Source organism: Pseudomonas sp. SORGH_AS_0211 (assembly GCF_031453455.1).
In the GTDB taxonomy this organism is placed as follows: Bacteria; Pseudomonadota; Gammaproteobacteria; order Pseudomonadales; family Pseudomonadaceae; genus Chryseomonas; species Chryseomonas aestiva.
Genome location: NZ_JAVIZV010000001.1, coordinates 1,895,773 through 1,910,380, shown reverse-complemented (window position 1 = coordinate 1,910,380; position 14,608 = coordinate 1,895,773). Strand labels below are relative to the sequence as shown.

Sequence of the window (14,608 nt, the reverse complement as noted above, 5' to 3'; positions counted from 1 at the left end):
GGCTAGTGCTGCTCGGCAGCCTCTCGCCCCTGATCCAGGCCCGCGACTTGGATCAGGACGAGGCCCTCAGGCTGCGCAAGGAAGGTGTGATCCGGCCCCTGGAGAGCCTGCTGCAGCGGGTCGACGAACGCTATCCCCAGGCGCGGCTGCTGGAAGCCGAACTGGAAGAGGAGGACGGCCAGTATCGCTACGAGATCGAGATCCTCGTCGGCGATGTCGTCCGCGAACTGGAAATCGGTGCGATGGATGGCGCCATCATGAAGGATGAGGTGGACGACTAGATGCGCCTGTTGCTGGTGGAAGACGATGTGGCCCTGGCCGACGAGATCACGGCGTTCCTCACGCGGCAGGGCTACGCCATCGACTGGCTGGCCGATGGCCGCGACGCCGTTTGGCAGGGCGCCCAGGAACCCTATGACCTCATCGTTCTCGACCTGGGCCTGCCCGGCCGGCCCGGGCTGGAGGTGCTCGGGGAGTGGCGTGCGAAGGCGCTGGCGACTCCGGTGCTGATCCTGACCGCCCGCGACAGCTGGGCGGAGCGCATCGACGGCCTCAAGGCAGGGGCCGATGACTACCTCACCAAACCCTTCCACCCCGAAGAGCTGGGCTTGCGCATCGCCGCCTTGCTGCGGCGGGCACGCGGTGTGGCCAACCAGCCGCTGCTGCAGGCCGCCGGACTCGCGCTCGACGAGGCGCGCCAATGCGTGGTGCGTGGCAGCGAAACCATCGCCCTGAGCGCGGCGGAATTTCGCCTGCTGCGCTGCTTCCTGCTGCATCCCGGGCAGATCCTGTCGAAGACGCGGCTCAACGACCATCTCTACGACGGCGAGAGCGAGCGCGATTCCAATGTCATCGAGGTCCACGTCAATCATCTGCGGCGCAAGCTGGGGCGTGCGGTCATCGAGACGCGGCGCGGCCAGGGCTATCGCCTGGGCGGTGTCGATTGAAATCCATCCAGGCCCGGCTCAGGGGCGGGCTGGTGGCCATCCTGCTGGTCGCCGGTCTGGTGCTGGTGCTGGGCGGAGCCTGGCTGGTGGACCATGCCCTGCGCCGTTATCTGGAAACCGGACTGCGCGGCGAGACGGAAAACCTGCTCGCCGCCCTGGTGCGCGGGCCCCATGGTCTGCAGCTGGACGAGGGGCGGCTGGGCAGTCTCTATACCCGGCCGCTGTCCGGCCGCTACTTCCTTATCGAGATCCCGGCGCTGGGCATCCGCTGGCGCTCGCGCTCGCTGTGGGACGCGCAACTGGAAGCGCCGCCGGGCAACGGCCTGAGCGAGACCCTCGCGGATGGCCCCAGTGGCCAGCGATTGCTCGCCTACCGCGCCGATTACCAGCGCTATGGCCAGGCGGTGCAGGTAACGGTCGCCGACGACTACAATCCCCTGCTGAGCAACCTGGCGCGCATCCTCGCGTTCGGTGGCTCGTTGGGGCTGGCGACCTTGCTGCTGGTCCTGCTGCTGCAACGGCTGATCGTGCGCCGGGCGCTGCGCCCGCTGGAGCAAGTACGCGAGCAGATCGCCCAGCTGCATCAGGGACGCCGTTCGACGCTGGACGCCAGCGTGCCGGCCGAGCTCGAACCGCTGGTGGGAGAAATGAATGCCCTGCTGCGCCACACCGAAGACGGCCTCAAGCGCGCGCGGCATGGCATCGGCAATCTGGGTCATGCGCTCAAGACCCCGCTGGCGGTGCTGACCAGCCTGGCCGAGCGTCCCGACTTGCAGGCGATGCCCGAACAGCGCGAGGTGTTGCGCGAACAACTGGGCCGTATCCGCCAGCGCCTGGAGCGGGAATTGCGCCGTGCGCGGCTGGCCGGCGAGGCCCTGCCGGGCGCGCACCTGGACGGCGCCGAGCTTCGCGAGCTCTGCACGCTGCTCAATCGGCTGCATGGCGAGCACCTGCAGTTCGAGTGCCGGCTACCCGCGGGGCTGCGGCTGCCCTGGGACCGGGAAGACCTGCTGGAATTGTTCGGCACCCTGCTGGACAACGCCGGCAAATGGGCGGATCAGCAGGTTCGGCTGGAGGTGGCGCAGGATGCCGAAGGCTATCTGATCCAGATCGAGGACGACGGACCCGGTGTGCCGGAAGCCCAGCGCGAGACCATCCTCGATCGGGGTGCCCGGCTGGATGAAGCGGTCAGCGGTCACGGCCTGGGGCTGGGAATCGCCAAGGATATCGTCGACAGCTGCGGCGGAACCCTCGTTCTCGAGACCTCCGGGCTGGGTGGGCTGGCAGTGGTCATCCGGCTGCCGGCGCCAGCGCGCACCCCGTCACTCAAGTGACTTCCTGGTCAAGTTATCGGGCAGGGCGCCGATAACGGTCCAAGCTCTTGCGACCAAGGAGAACCTCGTGAGCCTCAAATTCAAAGTCACCTTACTGGCAGTCCTGCCCGTCTGCCTGTTCACGCTGGTGCTGGGTGGACTGTCCTATTGGGTCTTGCACGAGCAGGCTGCCAGGGACGTCGCCGACGCTCGCGAGCGGCTGATGGTCCAGAGTCGCAGCGCCCTGCAGAACACCGTGGAAGCGGCCATGACCGTGGTCAAGCCGCTCTACGACAAGGCCGCCGCAGGCGATACCGAGGCGCGCAAGGAGGCTATCGGCCTGCTGTCGGCCATCAGCTACGGCAAGGACGGCTACCTCTTCGGCTACGATTCCAACGTGGTCCGCCTGTTCAAGGGCAACGATCCGGCCGGTATCGGCAAGAGCTTCAAGGACAATCGCGATCCCAGTGGCCTCTACCTCAACCAGGAACTGGTGCGGGTCGGCAAGGATGGATCGCATTTCAGTCGCTACAGCTCTTCGCTGCCCGGCAACAAGGACGTGCTGGTGCCCAAGCTCGCCTACACCGACTACCTGCCCAAATGGGATCTGGTGATCGGCTCGGCGGTGAATCTGGATGGCGTGGAGGCCGAGGTCGCTGCCGTGGCCCAGCAGGTCGCCAAGCGCACCCAGGACCAGCTCTGGCTGATCTTCGGCGTGGCCGGGGTGCTGCTGGTGGTGATCGGCATCGCCGCGCAGCTGTTTGCCGCCCGCACTCTCAGGCCGCTGGCGCAGATCCGGGAGAATCTCGACGACATCGCGGCCGGGGAGGGCGATCTGACCCGCCGCCTGCCGGTCAACGGGCGCGACGAGATCGGTGAACTGGCCGCCGCCTTCAATCGCTTCGTCGATCGCATCCAGGGCACCATCGCCCAGGTCGTCGACATCACCCACCAGTTCACCGGCCTGCTCGACGACGTCGCCCAGCAGGCCCAGCGCACCGATCGCGACATGCAGCGCCAGCGCAGCGAGACCGACCAGGTGGCCACCGCCATCAACCAGATGTCCGCGGCGGCCCAGGAAGTGGCGAGCAGTGCCCTGCAGGCCTCCGAAGCCACCCGGCAGACCGAGGAAAAGGGCCGGCTGGCCAGCGAAACGGTCGCCGCCAGCGTGGCGCGCATCCACGAACTGGTCGAGGAGGTACGCCAGAGCAGCGTGTCCCTGGATGGTCTCAAGCAGGATGTGGGGGCCATCGTCGGCGTGCTCGACGTGATTCGCGCCATTGCCGAGCAGACCAACCTGCTGGCGCTCAACGCCGCCATCGAAGCGGCCCGGGCGGGCGAGGCCGGTCGCGGTTTCGCCGTGGTCGCCGACGAGGTACGGGCCCTGGCCAGCCGGACCCAGCAGAGCACCCAGGAAATCCAAGGCATGATCGATCGCCTGCAACAGGCCACCGGCCGTGCGGTCGGGGCCATGGAGCGCTCGGGCGGCATGGGCGAGGCCACCACGGCCCAGGCCGAGCAGGCCGGTACCGCCCTGGCCGCGATCAGCGAGCTGATCGCCACCATCAACGCCATGAACACCCAGATCGCCAGTGCCGCCGAGGAGCAGACGGCGGTGGCCGAAGAGGTCAATCGCAGCGTCCACACCATCGCCAATGCCGTCGACAGCATGGCCCAGGGGGCCCAGCAGGGCGCGCGCAACACCGCCGGCATGGTCGGCCTGGGCGAGCGCCTGGACGGCCTGGTCCGTCAGTTTCGGGTATGATCCCGGGCGCGCCGGCCATGCCGGCGCGCCTCTTCGGGCCGAGTTGGGGGTGCTTATGGGAACCCCACGGCTTCCGAGGCTCTAAGCAAGGCCTGTCATCCTTGTTTGGAATCGCGAAAGCCAATGAAAAGTGCTCGGCTGGAAAACAAGACGTTCCTGATCCTGCTGGTGGTGGTCTCGCTGGCCTTCATCTGGATCCTCACGCCCTTCCTGGGGGCGGTGTTCTGGGGCGCCATCCTCGCCATCCTGTTCGCCCCACTGCAGCGCTGGTTCGTCCGGCGCTTCAACAACAGACGCAACCTGGGGGCGCTCTGCACCCTGTTCGTGATCCTGCTCATCGTCATCCTGCCGGTGGTGTTCATCGCCATCTCCCTGGTGCAGGAAGGCTCGCTGCTGTACCAGCAGGTCAGCAGCGGTCAGCTCAACTTCGGCCAGTACTATCAGCAGATCTGGGGCGCCTTGCCGGGTTCGGTGCGTGGCGTGCTGGAGCGCTTCGGTGCCGGCGACCTGGATGGCATTCGCCAGAAGCTCTCCGAAGGCGCCATGCAGGGCAGCCAGTTCGTCGCTACCCAGGCCTTCAGCTTCGGCCAGGGGACCTTCCAGTTCCTGATCGGCTTCGGCGTGATGCTCTATCTGCTGTTCTTCCTGCTGCGCGATGGTTCGCAGCTAGTGGCGCTGATCCGCAAGGCCATTCCGCTGAGCGACATGCACAAGCGCAGCCTGATGGCCAAGTTCACCGCCGTGGTGCGCGCCACGGTCAAGGGCAACATCATCGTCGCCGTGGTACAGGGCGCCTTGGGCGGCTTCATCCTCGGCGTGCTGGGTGTCCAGGGGGCGGTGCTCTGGGGCACCCTGATGGCCTTCCTGTCGCTGCTGCCGGCGGTCGGCTCGGCGCTGATCTGGGTGCCGGTGGCCATCTACTTCCTGGCGACCGGGTCAGTGATCAAAGGGGTCATCCTGATCGTCTTCGCCGTGGTGGTGATCGGCCTGGTGGACAACCTGCTGCGCCCCATCCTGGTCGGCAAGGACACCAAGATGCCCGACTACGTGGTGCTGATCTCAACCATTGGCGGCATGTCGCTGTTCGGCCTGAACGGTTTCGTGATCGGCCCGCTGATCGCCGCGCTGTTCATGTCGACCTGGGACCTGTTCAGCCACCGCGACGACATCTAAAAACCTGCTTACGATCTGCTGCGCGTCGGAGCGAAACGCGTCGAAATCGCCCTGGAAGGCCAGCCTGTCGGAATGCTCGTTTACTCCAGGTAAACTCCGCTTCCTCAGGCGCTTGCGTGGGGCCGCCTAGGCCTTGTTTGGCTCTGGCTCGCGAGACCGTAAGCAGGTTTTGCACAGTGACCAGGGCGCTCAGCCCTGGTCGGGCTCCGAGGGATAGCGGGTCGCGACCAGGCTTTCCTTGACCTTGCGCAGGTGCGGCTGGAAATCCACGCCGCGCTTGAGCGTGACCCCGGTAGCCAGGATGTCCAGCACGGTGAGCTGGATGATCCGCGAGGTCATGGGCATGTAGATGTCGGTGTCTTCCGGCAGCGGGATGTCCAGGCTGTGGGTGCAGACCTTGGCCAGCGGGGTGTTGCTGGCGGTGAGGCCCAGCACCGAGGCGCCGTTGTCCCGCGCCAGCTTGGCCACGTCCACCAGTTCGCGTGTGCGACCGGTGTAGGAGATGATCACGAAGAGATCACCGGTCCTGGCGATGGAGGCGAGCATCCGCTGCATCAGCACGTCCGAATGCGCCGACACCGCCATGTTGAAGCGAAAGAACTTGTGCTGGGCGTCCAGGGCCACGGGGGCCGAGGCGCCCAGGCCGAAGAAGTGGATCTGCCGCGCCTGGATCATCAGGTCCACCGCGCGATCCACGGTGCGGGCGTCCAGTCGCTGGCGGGCGCTGTCCAGCGAGGCGATGGTGCTGCTGAAGATCTTTTCCGCGTAGGCTTCGGATTCGTCGTTGGCTTCCACCGCCTGGCTGACATAGACCGCGCCGCTGGCGATGCTCTGCGCCAGCTGGATCTTCATCTCCGGGTAGCCGCTCACGCCCAGGGAGCGGCAGAAGCGATTGACGGTGGGCTCGCTGACCTGCGCCGCCTGGGCCAGGGCCGCGATGGTGTAGCGCGTGGCCTGCCGGGGATTTTGCAGGATGACCTCGGCGACCTTGCGTTCCGCGCGGTTGAGTTCGCCGATGCGGTTCTGGATGGTTTGCAGCAGGGTGCTGGCACGATCCATGAGAACTCCTAGTGGTTGTTGTGCCTCTATCCTAAGGCTATAAAAGGTATGGGCCGGGCTTACCCCTGCACCGTATTTTTTAATATAAAGACTACGCGAATCGCCCCAGCTCCCCTATGATAGTGCTGGAATATCTCAAACTTTAAGTAAAAGAACGAATATTTATGGCTGGCGTCCGAGTTCTACCCTGTACCCTGGCAATCTTCGGCGCGTTGGGCGACCTGGCCCTGCGCAAACTTTTCCCTGCCCTTTACCAGCTGGATCGCGAAGGTCTGCTGCACGAGGATACCCGCATCATGGCGCTGGCGCGTGACCAGGGCGATGGGGTCAAGCAGCTGGAGCACATCGAGGAGCGCCTGCGCCACTATGTGCCCAAGGCCGATTGGGACGAAGCGGTATGGACCCGGATGCGCGGTCGCCTGGGCTATCGCGCCGTCGATTTTCGCAATCGCGAAGACTATACGGGACTTGCCGAGGATGTGGGCGAGACCTCGCCACTGATCGCCTATTTCGCCACCCCGGCGCTGGTCTACAGTGCCATCTGCGAGAACCTCGCCGCCGTCGGCCTGTGCGAGCGCACCCGGGTGGTGATGGAAAAGCCCATCGGCTACGACCTGGAATCCTCCAAGGTGGTCAACGACGCGGTGGCGCGCTTCTTCCCCGAAGACCGCGTCTACCGCATCGACCATTACCTGGGCAAGGAGACCGTGCAGAACCTCATCGCCCTGAGATTCGCCAACAGCCTGTTCGAGACCCAGTGGAACCAGAACTACATTTCCCACGTGGAAATCACCGTGGCCGAGAAGGTCGGGATCGAGGGTCGCTGGGGCTATTTCGACCAGGCCGGCCAGTTGCGCGACATGGTGCAGAACCACCTGCTGCAGCTGCTCTGCCTGACCGCCATGGACCCGCCGGCGGATCTGTCGGCCGACAGCATCCGTGACGAGAAGGTCAAGGTCCTCAAGGCGCTGGAGCCCATTACCGCCGACCAGCTCGCCAGCCGCGTGGTCCTGGGTCAGTACACCTCCGGCTACAGCGACGGCAAGCCGGTGCCGGGTTATCTGGAAGAACCCAATTCCAACACCGAAAGCCGCACCGAGACCTTTGTCGCCATCCGCGCGGACATCCGCAACTGGCGCTGGTCGGGCGTGCCTTTCTATCTGCGTACCGGCAAGCGCATGCCACAGAAGCTGTCGCAGATCGTCATCCACTTCAAGGAACCCCCGCACTACATCTTCGCCCCCGAGCAGCGCAGCCTGATCAGCAACCGCCTGATCATCCGCATCCAGCCGGACGAAGGCATTTCGCTGCAGGTGATGAGCAAGGACCAGGGCCTGCGCAAGGGCATGCAGCTGCGCAGCGGTCCGCTGCAGCTCAATTTCTCCGAGACCTTCAAGCACCTGCGCACGCCGGATGCCTACGAGCGACTGCTGCTGGAAGTCATGCAGGGCAATCAGTCGCTGTTCGTCCGCAAGGACGAGATCGAAGCGGCCTGGAAGTGGTGCGATCAGCTGATGGATGGCTGGTCGAAAATGGGCGACTCGCCCAAGTCCTATGCCGCCGGCAGCTGGGGTCCGCTGACCTCCATCGCACTGATCGCACGAGACGGGAGATCCTGGTATGGCGACGTCTGATCTGGGGCAGGGTGTGACCCTGCGTGAATTGCCCGACCGCGAGGCCCACGCCACGGCGCTGGCCGAGACGGTCACCACGGCGCTGCGCGAGGCCCTGGCGGCGCGCGGCGAGGCGTTGCTGATCGTTTCCGGTGGCCGCAGTCCGGTGCCCTTCCTGGAGCGCCTGGCGCAGGCCGAGCTGGACTGGTCCAAGGTGCTGGTCACCCTGGCGGACGAGCGCTGGGTACCCGGTGACCATCCGGACAGCAATGCCGGTCTGTTGCGCCAGCACCTGTTCCAGGGACCCGCTGCCGCCGCCGGTTTCGTCGATCTCTATAGCCCGGCCGCTTCCACGGAAGAGGGCATGGCCCAGACCGAGGCCCGGCTGCGCGACAGCCTGGCGACCCCCGATGTGCTGGTGCTGGGCATGGGCGACGACGCCCATACCGCCTCGCTGTTCCCCGGCAGTCCCGGCCTGGAAGCGGCCCTGGATCCGGCCAGCGAGCGCCTGAGTTTTCCCGGCGTGGCACCGTCCGCGCCTCAGACCCGCATCACCCTGAGCCGGGCCTACCTGAGTCGCGCGCGGCAGCAGATCCTCGCCATCCAGGGTGCGGGCAAGCGACAGGTGCTGGAAACCGCTCTGGCCGCGGGCGACGAGCTGGCCACTCCGATCAGGGCGTTCCTGCGCGAACCCCTGGTCGTCTATTGGTGCCCCTGACGAGGAGTTGAGTTTTGGACATGCAGAACAAGATCGCGACCCTAGATGCCCTGTGCGCCCGCGCGCGGATCCTGCCGGTGATCGTGATCAACGATCCCGCCGACGTGCTGCCCTTCGCCGACGCCATGGCCGCGGGGGGGCTCACCGCCCTGGAAATCACCCTGAGATCGGCCCACGGACTGGACGCGGTGCGCCTGCTGCGCCAGGAACGTCCTGAGCTGGATGTTGGCGTGGGCACCGTGCTGGACGTGCGGATGTTCGACGCTGCGGTCGAGGCTGGCGCCCAGTTCATCGTCACTCCGGGCACCACCGAGGAAATTCTCCAGGCCGGGGTATCGGCGCCCATCCCGCTGCTGCCGGGCATCGCCACGCCCTCGGAGATCATGCAGGCCTACCGCCTGGGTTATCGTCGCTTCAAGCTGTTTCCCGCCAACGTCTATGGTGGCGTCGACGCACTCAAGGCTTTCGCCGGTCCCTTCGCCGAACTCAAGTTCTGCCCCACCGGTGGCGTCAACCCGGGCAACGTGAAGAACTACTTTCAGCAGCCCAACCTGCTGTGCGTCGGCGGCAGCTGGATGCTGCCCGGCGACGTGGTGAAAGCCAAGGACTGGACGCGCGTCGAGCAGCTCTGCCGCGAAGCCCTGGCCACCCTGGACTGAGCCTGCGGCCATCCGTCACCTGCCGGGCTAGTGTGTTGTCTCTGAAGTTCGCGCAAGAATGGGCGGGTGATTTTTTGGCAGTTCGGCGCCCCGGTGTGGCCAGGCGCCGGGACCAGTCATAGCAGGGCTATGGCGAGGAGGGCAACGCCGCCAAAGCCGAAAAAGTGCCGCCAAGATTGTGCAGTCAATTTCTGAGACACCACACTCGCTAGGCTGGCGCGAGCAGGGGCGCTATCATGCGCCCCTGTCTTTTTCCTGGCGCCCGTTCCGCGGCGCCTTTGTCGTCCACTACACCGGGAGGTGCCTGATGACCCTCGACAAGAATCCCCCAAACGAATCCCTCGATGAAACCGTCCCCGCGCCGGCTGGCGAAAAGCTGCAGAAGGTGCTGTCGCGCCTGGGCGTCGGCTCGCGGCGCGACGTCGAAGCCTGGATCGGCGAAGGCCGCATCAAGGTCAACGGCGTGGTCGCGCCCCTGGGTCTGAGGGTCATGCCCAAGGACGCCATCGCAGTGGACGGACGTCTGCTCAAGCGTGACCAGGCCGAGGAAGTGGTGCGGCGCGTGCTGATCTACAACAAGCCCGAGGGCGAGATCTGCACCCGTGACGATCCCGAAGGTCGGCCCACTGTCTTCGACCGCCTGCCCAAGCCCAAGCAGGGCCGCTGGATCAATGTCGGTCGCCTGGACATCAACACCACCGGCCTGCTGCTGTTCACCACCGATGGCGAACTGGCCAACCGGCTGATGCACCCGTCCTACCAGATGGACCGCGAGTACGCGGTACGGGTACGGGGCGAGGTGACCGAAGAGATGCTGCTGCGCCTGAAGAACGGGGTGATCCTCGAAGACGGCCCGGCGCGCTTCACCGACGTCCAGCAGGCGCCGGAAGGCGACGGCTTCAACCACTGGTTCCATTGCGTGGTGATGGAAGGCCGCAACCGCGAAGTACGGCGGCTGTGGGAATCCCAGGGCCTGGTGGTGAGCCGACTGAAGCGCGTACGTTTCGGTCCGGTGTTCATGACCAGCGATCTGCCGGTCGGGCGCTGGCGCGAGATGACCCAGGGGGAGATCGACATCCTCGCCGGAGAAGTCGGCCTGCCGCCGGTAGCGCTGCCGTCCATGGGCGGCAAGACCAAGGAAAAGCTCGAGCGTCAGCAGCGCAAGACCGCGCGGCCGATCGATGCCGGTCGGGGTTCGCGCAACAAGCTCAACAAGACGGGCAAGGCCAGCAAGCCCCAGGGGTCGGCCGTGGCCGAGCGTCCCAGCGAAATGGGCCGCAAGCCGGTCAGCAAGGGCCGTACCTCGCCGGGCATCGCGCCGCGTCGTGGTCCGAGCGGTGGCGGTACCGGCAAGGGCGGTCGCCGCTAAGCAGAGAGGTCGCCTGGCCCCAGGCGACCCTCAGGCCAGGCTGCAGAATCGATTGCGGCCTTCGGCCTTGGCCTGATAGAGGGCTCGATCCGCGCGCAGCAGCAGACAGCGCGGTGACTCGACGTCACGCAGGGTCGCCAGACCCAGGCTCAGGGTGACTGGCAACGGGATGGCGCCAGCCGTCTCCGATTGGGCCTCCACCGCGGCTCTCAGGCGTTCCGCCACGATATGCGCCGCTTCATGGCCGGTGGCCGACAGCAGTACGCAGAATTCCTCGCCGCCAAAGCGAAAGACCATGTCCATGCTTCTCAGGCTGTTGCCGAGGGTGCGGGCGGTCTGGCGCAGCACGTCGTCGCCGACGCTGTGGCCGAAGCGGTCGTTGATACGCTTGAAATGGTCCAGATCCACCATCAGCAGCGACAACGGCTGCTGGGTCCGCCGGGCCAGTTCCAGCTCACGCACCAGGGCACGATCCAGGGCACTGCGATTGCCGACACCGGTCAGGGCGTCGCGCAGGGCATTGTTCTGGGCCTCGCGGTAGAGCAGGGCGTTGCGCAGGGGAAACAGCAGGCTGCCGAGCAGGTATTCCAGCGCCCCGAGTTCGCTGTCCTGGAAGCGCTCCTGACGGTAGAAGGTCAGATCCCCCAGGCGCAGATCCCCCTGGCTCAGGTGATAGTGCACCTGATGACCCTGGTCTTCGCCCAGGCCGATGGCCACGTCCTCCGCGGCATTGCGGTAGGTGAGGCCGGGCAGGTCCACCAGCGTATCTACCTCCTGCCGGAAGAGTTGCAGGACCCGTTCGAGATCCAGCGATGTCTGCAGGACGCCGAGCAGGCGCTGGCGCAGGGCGCCCAGCACCGCCGGATCGCTTTCGCGGGCGGGGGCAGCGAGGTTGGCGTTGCGCTGCTGGCGAGCGCGATCGAGGTTGATGGTGTTGGACGAGGGCGGGACCATGCCTGTTCTCCTTGGCGGATAGTCCCCCTACAGCGAGAAGTGTGCCAGTCTTGCAGTGGCAATGAAATCAATGACTTAGGAGAATGGTGGCGATTGGCCGTCTGTAAGTTGACGCCTGAAGCCCAGGCGGGCCGCCATTGCGGCCCGCTGGTGACGACTTTCCGACGCGAGGTTTAGACCTTGAGTACCAGCTTGCCGAAGTTCTCGCCGGAGAACAGCTTCATCAAGGTCTCGGGAAAGGTGTCCAGGCCTTCCACCACGTGCTCGCGGGATTTGAGCTGGCCGTCGGCCAGCCAGATCGCCAGCTGCTTCTGGGCCTCGGCATAGCGCGCGGCGTGGTCCAGCACGATGAAGCCTTCCATGCGCGCGCGATTGCTGAGCAGCGCCAGGTAGTTCTGCGGGCCCTGCACCTTGTCACTGTTGTACTGGCTGATGGCGCCACAGAGCACTACCCGTGCGCGGAAATTGATCTGCGCCAGCACCGCGTCCAAGGTCGGGCCGCCGACGTTGTCGAAATAGACGTCGATACCGTTGGGGCATTCACGGTGCAGGGCGGCCGCAAGGTCCGCTTCGGCCTTGTAATCGATGGCGGCGTCGAAACCCAGTTCCTCGATCAGATAGCGGCATTTTTCCGCGCCACCGGCGATACCCACCACATGGCATGCCTTGAGCTTGCCGATCTGGCCGACCATGCTGCCGACCGCGCCGGCAGCGCCGGAAACCACGATGGTCTGGCCGGCCTTGGGCTCGCCGACTTCCAGCAGGCCGAAGTAGGCGGTCAGACCGGTCATGCCGAGTACCGAGAGATACTGGGGCAGGCTGGCCTTGCTGGGATCCACCTTGTAGAAACCCTGGGGCTCGCCCAGGTAGTAATCCTGGATGCCGAGCATGCCGTTGATCGTGTCGCCCACCTTGAAGTCCGGGTGGTTGGACGCCACCACCTCACCGACGCCCAGGGCACGAATGACTTCGCCGAGGCCAATGGGCTTGATGTAGGACTTGCCCTCGTTCATCCAGCCGCGCATGGCCGGATCGAGGGAGAGGAAGAGATTCTTGATCAGCACCTGACCGGCGCCGGGCTCGCCGATCGGCTGCTCGACACGCTCGAAGGTGTCGGCGGTGGGTTCGCCGGACGGGCGCTTGGCGAGCAGGAACTGGCGATTGGTACGGGACATGGTGTTCTCCTGACGTGAAGGATCCAGTTCCGACCCGTCCGGAGGGGCGCGGGTTCTAACCGCGGCGTGCGGTGAGTAGCAAACTGGCCAAAAGGCCGGCGACCAGGCCCCAGAAGGCCGAGCCGATCCCGGCCAGGGTCAGGCCCGAGGCCGTGACCAGAAAGGTGATCAGCGCTGGCTCGCGCTGGCCAGGGTCGGCCAGGGCGCCGTGCAGGCCGTTCATGATGGAACCGAGCAGCGCCAGGGCAGCCACCGAGATCACCAGCTCGCCTGGCAGGGAGGCGAACAGCGCCGCCAGGGTGGCGCCGAACAGCCCGGCGAGGCCGTAGAAGAGTCCGCACCAGACCGCCGCCGTATAGCGCTTGCTGGCATCTTCATGGGCCTGGGGGCCGGTGCAGATCGCCGCGCTGATGGCCGCCAGGTTGATGCCATGGGAGCCGAAGGGCGCCAGCAGCAGCGAGGCGAGGCCGGTGGTGGCGATCAGCGGCGAAGCCGGAACCGCGTAGCCATCGGTACGCAGCACGGCGATACCCGGCATGTTCTGCGAGGCCATGGCCACCACGAAGAGCGGGATGGCGATGCCGATGGTGGCCGCCAGGGAAAAGGTCGGTGTGGTCCACACCGGCACCGCCAGTTCCAGCCGCAGGCTGTGGAAGTCCAGCAACCCCAGCCCGGCCGCCAGCAACAGGCCGACCACCAGGGCGACCAGCACGCAGTAGCGCGGCCACAGTCGCTTGGCCACCAGATAGGCCAGGGCCATGCCCAGGACCAGGGCGGTCTGGTGCTGGGCCGCGGCGCAGATCTCGATACCGATGCGGAAGAGGATGCCGGCCAGCAGGGCGGCGGCGAGTGCCGGCGGCACCCGGCGCAGCAGGCGGTCGACGCTGCCGGTAAGACCGCAGAGCGCGAGCAGTACGGCGCAGATGACAAAGGCGCCGATGGCGTCGCTGTAGGGTACCGACGGCAGGCTGGTGACCAGCAGCGCCGCGCCGGGGGTCGACCAGGCGATGACGATGGGCGTGCGGTATCTAAGCGACAGGCCGATGGTGGTCAGGGCCATGCCGATGGACAGCGCCCAGATCCAGGAGGAGATCTGCCCGGTACTCAGGCCGGCATTCTGGCCAGCCTGGAACATCAGCACCAGGGAGCTGGTGTAGCCCACCAGCATGGCGACGAAGCCGGCGACCACGGCGGCGGGGGAGGTATCGGCCAGCGGGGAAAGGCGTTGCGGAGCCGCGTGCATCGAAAAACCTCAGTGATGGCCGAACAGGATGGGGTAGAGGGACAGCACCAGCAGCAGCGCCATGCTCCAGTTGAACAGCCGCAAGCGTGCCGGGCTGCTGAGCAGCCGGCGCAGGCCCATGCCGAACAGCGTCCAGAGGCTGACGCTGGGCAGGTTGATCAGGGCGAAGAGCAGGGCGACCAGCAGCAGATTGGCGGTGAAGTTCTCGGCCGGAATATAGGCGGTGACCGCGCCGATGGCCATCACCCAGGCCTTGGGGTTCACCCACTGGAAGGCCGCCGCCTGGAAGAAGCCGAAGGGCTTGCCGCTGCCCGACTCCCGCGGCGTCGGGGCCGCGGCGGTGGCCAGCTTCCAGGCCAGGTACAGCAGATAGCCGCCGCCAATGACCCGCAAGGCGATCTGCAGCGGCGGATAGAGCACGAACAGCTGGCCCAGGCCGAGACCGGTGCAGATGACCAGCAGCATGTGGCCCAGGCTGATGCCGAACATGTGCGGCAGGGTCCGCCGAAAGCCGAAATTGACCCCTGACGCCAGCAGCATCATGTTGTTGGGGCCGGGCGTGGCGGAGGAGACGAAGGCGAAGAGCATGAAGGCGGAGAGCAGTTCGACGGTCATGACGG

Annotated in this window: 14 protein-coding genes and 1 pseudogene; 10 read left to right on the top strand and 5 right to left on the bottom strand. The window is 66.1% G+C overall.

Features of this window, described 5'->3' with window-relative positions; all coding sequences use genetic code 11:
• Nucleotides 1-5 precede the first annotated feature (5 nt).
• The 6 genes and pseudogenes from QE393_RS08945 to QE393_RS08925 all read left to right on the top strand — a co-directional run bounded on the left by QE393_RS08945 (nt 6) and on the right by QE393_RS08925 (nt 5,198).
• Nucleotides 6-281, top strand: coding sequence for a PepSY domain-containing protein (locus QE393_RS08945; RefSeq protein WP_310043079.1), 276 nt, complete (start codon nt 6-8; stop codon nt 279-281).
• The gene (locus QE393_RS08940; RefSeq protein ID WP_310043078.1) at nt 282-947 is read left to right on the top strand and encodes a response regulator transcription factor; all 666 of its coding nucleotides are present in this window, start codon (nt 282-284) and stop codon (nt 945-947) included.
• A complete protein-coding gene (locus tag QE393_RS08935; RefSeq protein WP_310043077.1) occupies nt 944-2,281 on the top strand; it encodes an ATP-binding protein in 1,338 nt (445 codons plus the stop codon). The genes QE393_RS08940 and QE393_RS08935 overlap by 4 nt, the downstream gene beginning before the upstream one ends.
• Nucleotides 2,223-3,119, top strand: a pseudogene (locus tag QE393_RS22520) (cache domain-containing protein); the annotation flags it as partial. The gene QE393_RS08935 and the pseudogene QE393_RS22520, both read left to right, overlap by 59 nt.
• A 150-nt stretch (nt 3,120-3,269) precedes the next feature.
• On the top strand, nt 3,270-4,025 hold the full coding sequence (locus QE393_RS22515; protein ID WP_405046290.1) for a methyl-accepting chemotaxis protein: 756 nt from the start codon (nt 3,270-3,272) through the stop codon (nt 4,023-4,025).
• Nucleotides 4,026-4,148: 123 nt separating this feature from the next.
• On the top strand, nt 4,149-5,198 hold the full coding sequence (locus QE393_RS08925; protein ID WP_273807209.1) for an AI-2E family transporter: 1,050 nt from the start codon (nt 4,149-4,151) through the stop codon (nt 5,196-5,198).
• 189 nt (nt 5,199-5,387) lie between these two features.
• Here the strand turns inward: QE393_RS08925 and QE393_RS08920 are convergent, their stop codons facing one another.
• Entirely contained in the window at nt 5,388-6,257 is an 870-nt protein-coding gene (locus QE393_RS08920) for a MurR/RpiR family transcriptional regulator (RefSeq protein WP_133860632.1), read from the bottom strand.
• Nucleotides 6,258-6,421: 164 nt separating this feature from the next.
• Between QE393_RS08920 and zwf the strand changes: the two genes are divergently transcribed.
• The 4 genes from zwf (at nt 6,422) to rluB (ending at nt 10,616) form a co-directional block, all read left to right on the top strand.
• Complete coding sequence (gene zwf / locus QE393_RS08915) at nt 6,422-7,891, top strand: glucose-6-phosphate dehydrogenase (RefSeq protein WP_273807210.1); 1,470 nt, start codon at nt 6,422-6,424, stop codon at nt 7,889-7,891.
• Nucleotides 7,878-8,588 (top strand): 6-phosphogluconolactonase, encoded by a 711-nt coding sequence (pgl, locus tag QE393_RS08910; protein ID WP_310043074.1) that lies wholly within the window; start codon nt 7,878-7,880, stop codon nt 8,586-8,588. Before zwf ends, pgl begins: the two co-directional genes overlap by 14 nt.
• A 20-nt stretch (nt 8,589-8,608) precedes the next feature.
• Nucleotides 8,609-9,247 carry a bifunctional 4-hydroxy-2-oxoglutarate aldolase/2-dehydro-3-deoxy-phosphogluconate aldolase gene (locus QE393_RS08905; protein ID WP_058791468.1) on the top strand — a complete coding sequence of 213 codons (639 nt, stop codon included), beginning with the start codon at nt 8,609-8,611 and terminating at the stop codon, nt 9,245-9,247.
• A gap of 307 nt (nt 9,248-9,554) precedes the next feature.
• Entirely contained in the window at nt 9,555-10,616 is a 1,062-nt protein-coding gene (rluB, locus tag QE393_RS08900) for a 23S rRNA pseudouridine(2605) synthase RluB (RefSeq protein WP_273807212.1), read from the top strand.
• Between the two features lie 30 nt (nt 10,617-10,646).
• Here rluB and QE393_RS08895 read toward each other — a convergent pair whose 3' ends face one another.
• From QE393_RS08895 to QE393_RS08880, 4 genes are all read right to left on the bottom strand, one after another.
• Nucleotides 10,647-11,570 (bottom strand): GGDEF domain-containing protein, encoded by a 924-nt coding sequence (locus QE393_RS08895; protein ID WP_273807213.1) that lies wholly within the window; start codon nt 11,568-11,570, stop codon nt 10,647-10,649.
• 173 nt (nt 11,571-11,743) lie between these two features.
• Nucleotides 11,744-12,745 carry an NADP-dependent oxidoreductase gene (locus QE393_RS08890; protein WP_310043073.1) on the bottom strand — a complete coding sequence of 334 codons (1,002 nt, stop codon included), beginning with the start codon at nt 12,743-12,745 and terminating at the stop codon, nt 11,744-11,746.
• A 55-nt stretch (nt 12,746-12,800) separates the two neighbouring features.
• The gene (locus QE393_RS08885) at nt 12,801-13,988 is read right to left on the bottom strand and encodes a benzoate/H(+) symporter BenE family transporter (protein WP_273807215.1); all 1,188 of its coding nucleotides are present in this window, start codon (nt 13,986-13,988) and stop codon (nt 12,801-12,803) included.
• 9 nt (nt 13,989-13,997) lie between these two features.
• A complete protein-coding gene (locus QE393_RS08880) occupies nt 13,998-14,603 on the bottom strand; it encodes a LysE family translocator (protein WP_273807216.1) in 606 nt (201 codons plus the stop codon).
• Between the last annotated feature and the right edge of the window lie 5 nt (nt 14,604-14,608).

Excerpts from the sequence above, each read along its gene's own strand:
- QE393_RS08940 (WP_310043078.1), top strand. The coding sequence starts at position 282 with ATGCGCCTGTTGCTGGTGGAAGACGATGTGGCCCTGGCCGACGAGATC.
- QE393_RS22515 (WP_405046290.1), top strand. The coding sequence starts at position 3,270 with ATGCAGCGCCAGCGCAGCGAGACCGACCAGGTGGCCACCGCCATCAAC.
- QE393_RS08925 (WP_273807209.1), top strand. The coding sequence starts at position 4,149 with ATGAAAAGTGCTCGGCTGGAAAACAAGACGTTCCTGATCCTGCTGGTG.
- QE393_RS08920 (WP_133860632.1), bottom strand. The coding sequence starts at position 6,257 with ATGGATCGTGCCAGCACCCTGCTGCAAACCATCCAGAACCGCATCGGC.
- zwf (WP_273807210.1), top strand. The coding sequence starts at position 6,422 with ATGGCTGGCGTCCGAGTTCTACCCTGTACCCTGGCAATCTTCGGCGCG.
- pgl (WP_310043074.1), top strand. The coding sequence starts at position 7,878 with ATGGCGACGTCTGATCTGGGGCAGGGTGTGACCCTGCGTGAATTGCCC.
- QE393_RS08905 (WP_058791468.1), top strand. The coding sequence starts at position 8,609 with ATGCAGAACAAGATCGCGACCCTAGATGCCCTGTGCGCCCGCGCGCGG.
- rluB (WP_273807212.1), top strand. The coding sequence starts at position 9,555 with ATGACCCTCGACAAGAATCCCCCAAACGAATCCCTCGATGAAACCGTC.
- QE393_RS08895 (WP_273807213.1), bottom strand. The coding sequence starts at position 11,570 with ATGGTCCCGCCCTCGTCCAACACCATCAACCTCGATCGCGCTCGCCAG.
- QE393_RS08890 (WP_310043073.1), bottom strand. The coding sequence starts at position 12,745 with ATGTCCCGTACCAATCGCCAGTTCCTGCTCGCCAAGCGCCCGTCCGGC.
- QE393_RS08885 (WP_273807215.1), bottom strand. The coding sequence starts at position 13,988 with ATGCACGCGGCTCCGCAACGCCTTTCCCCGCTGGCCGATACCTCCCCC.
- QE393_RS08880 (WP_273807216.1), bottom strand. The coding sequence starts at position 14,603 with ATGACCGTCGAACTGCTCTCCGCCTTCATGCTCTTCGCCTTCGTCTCC.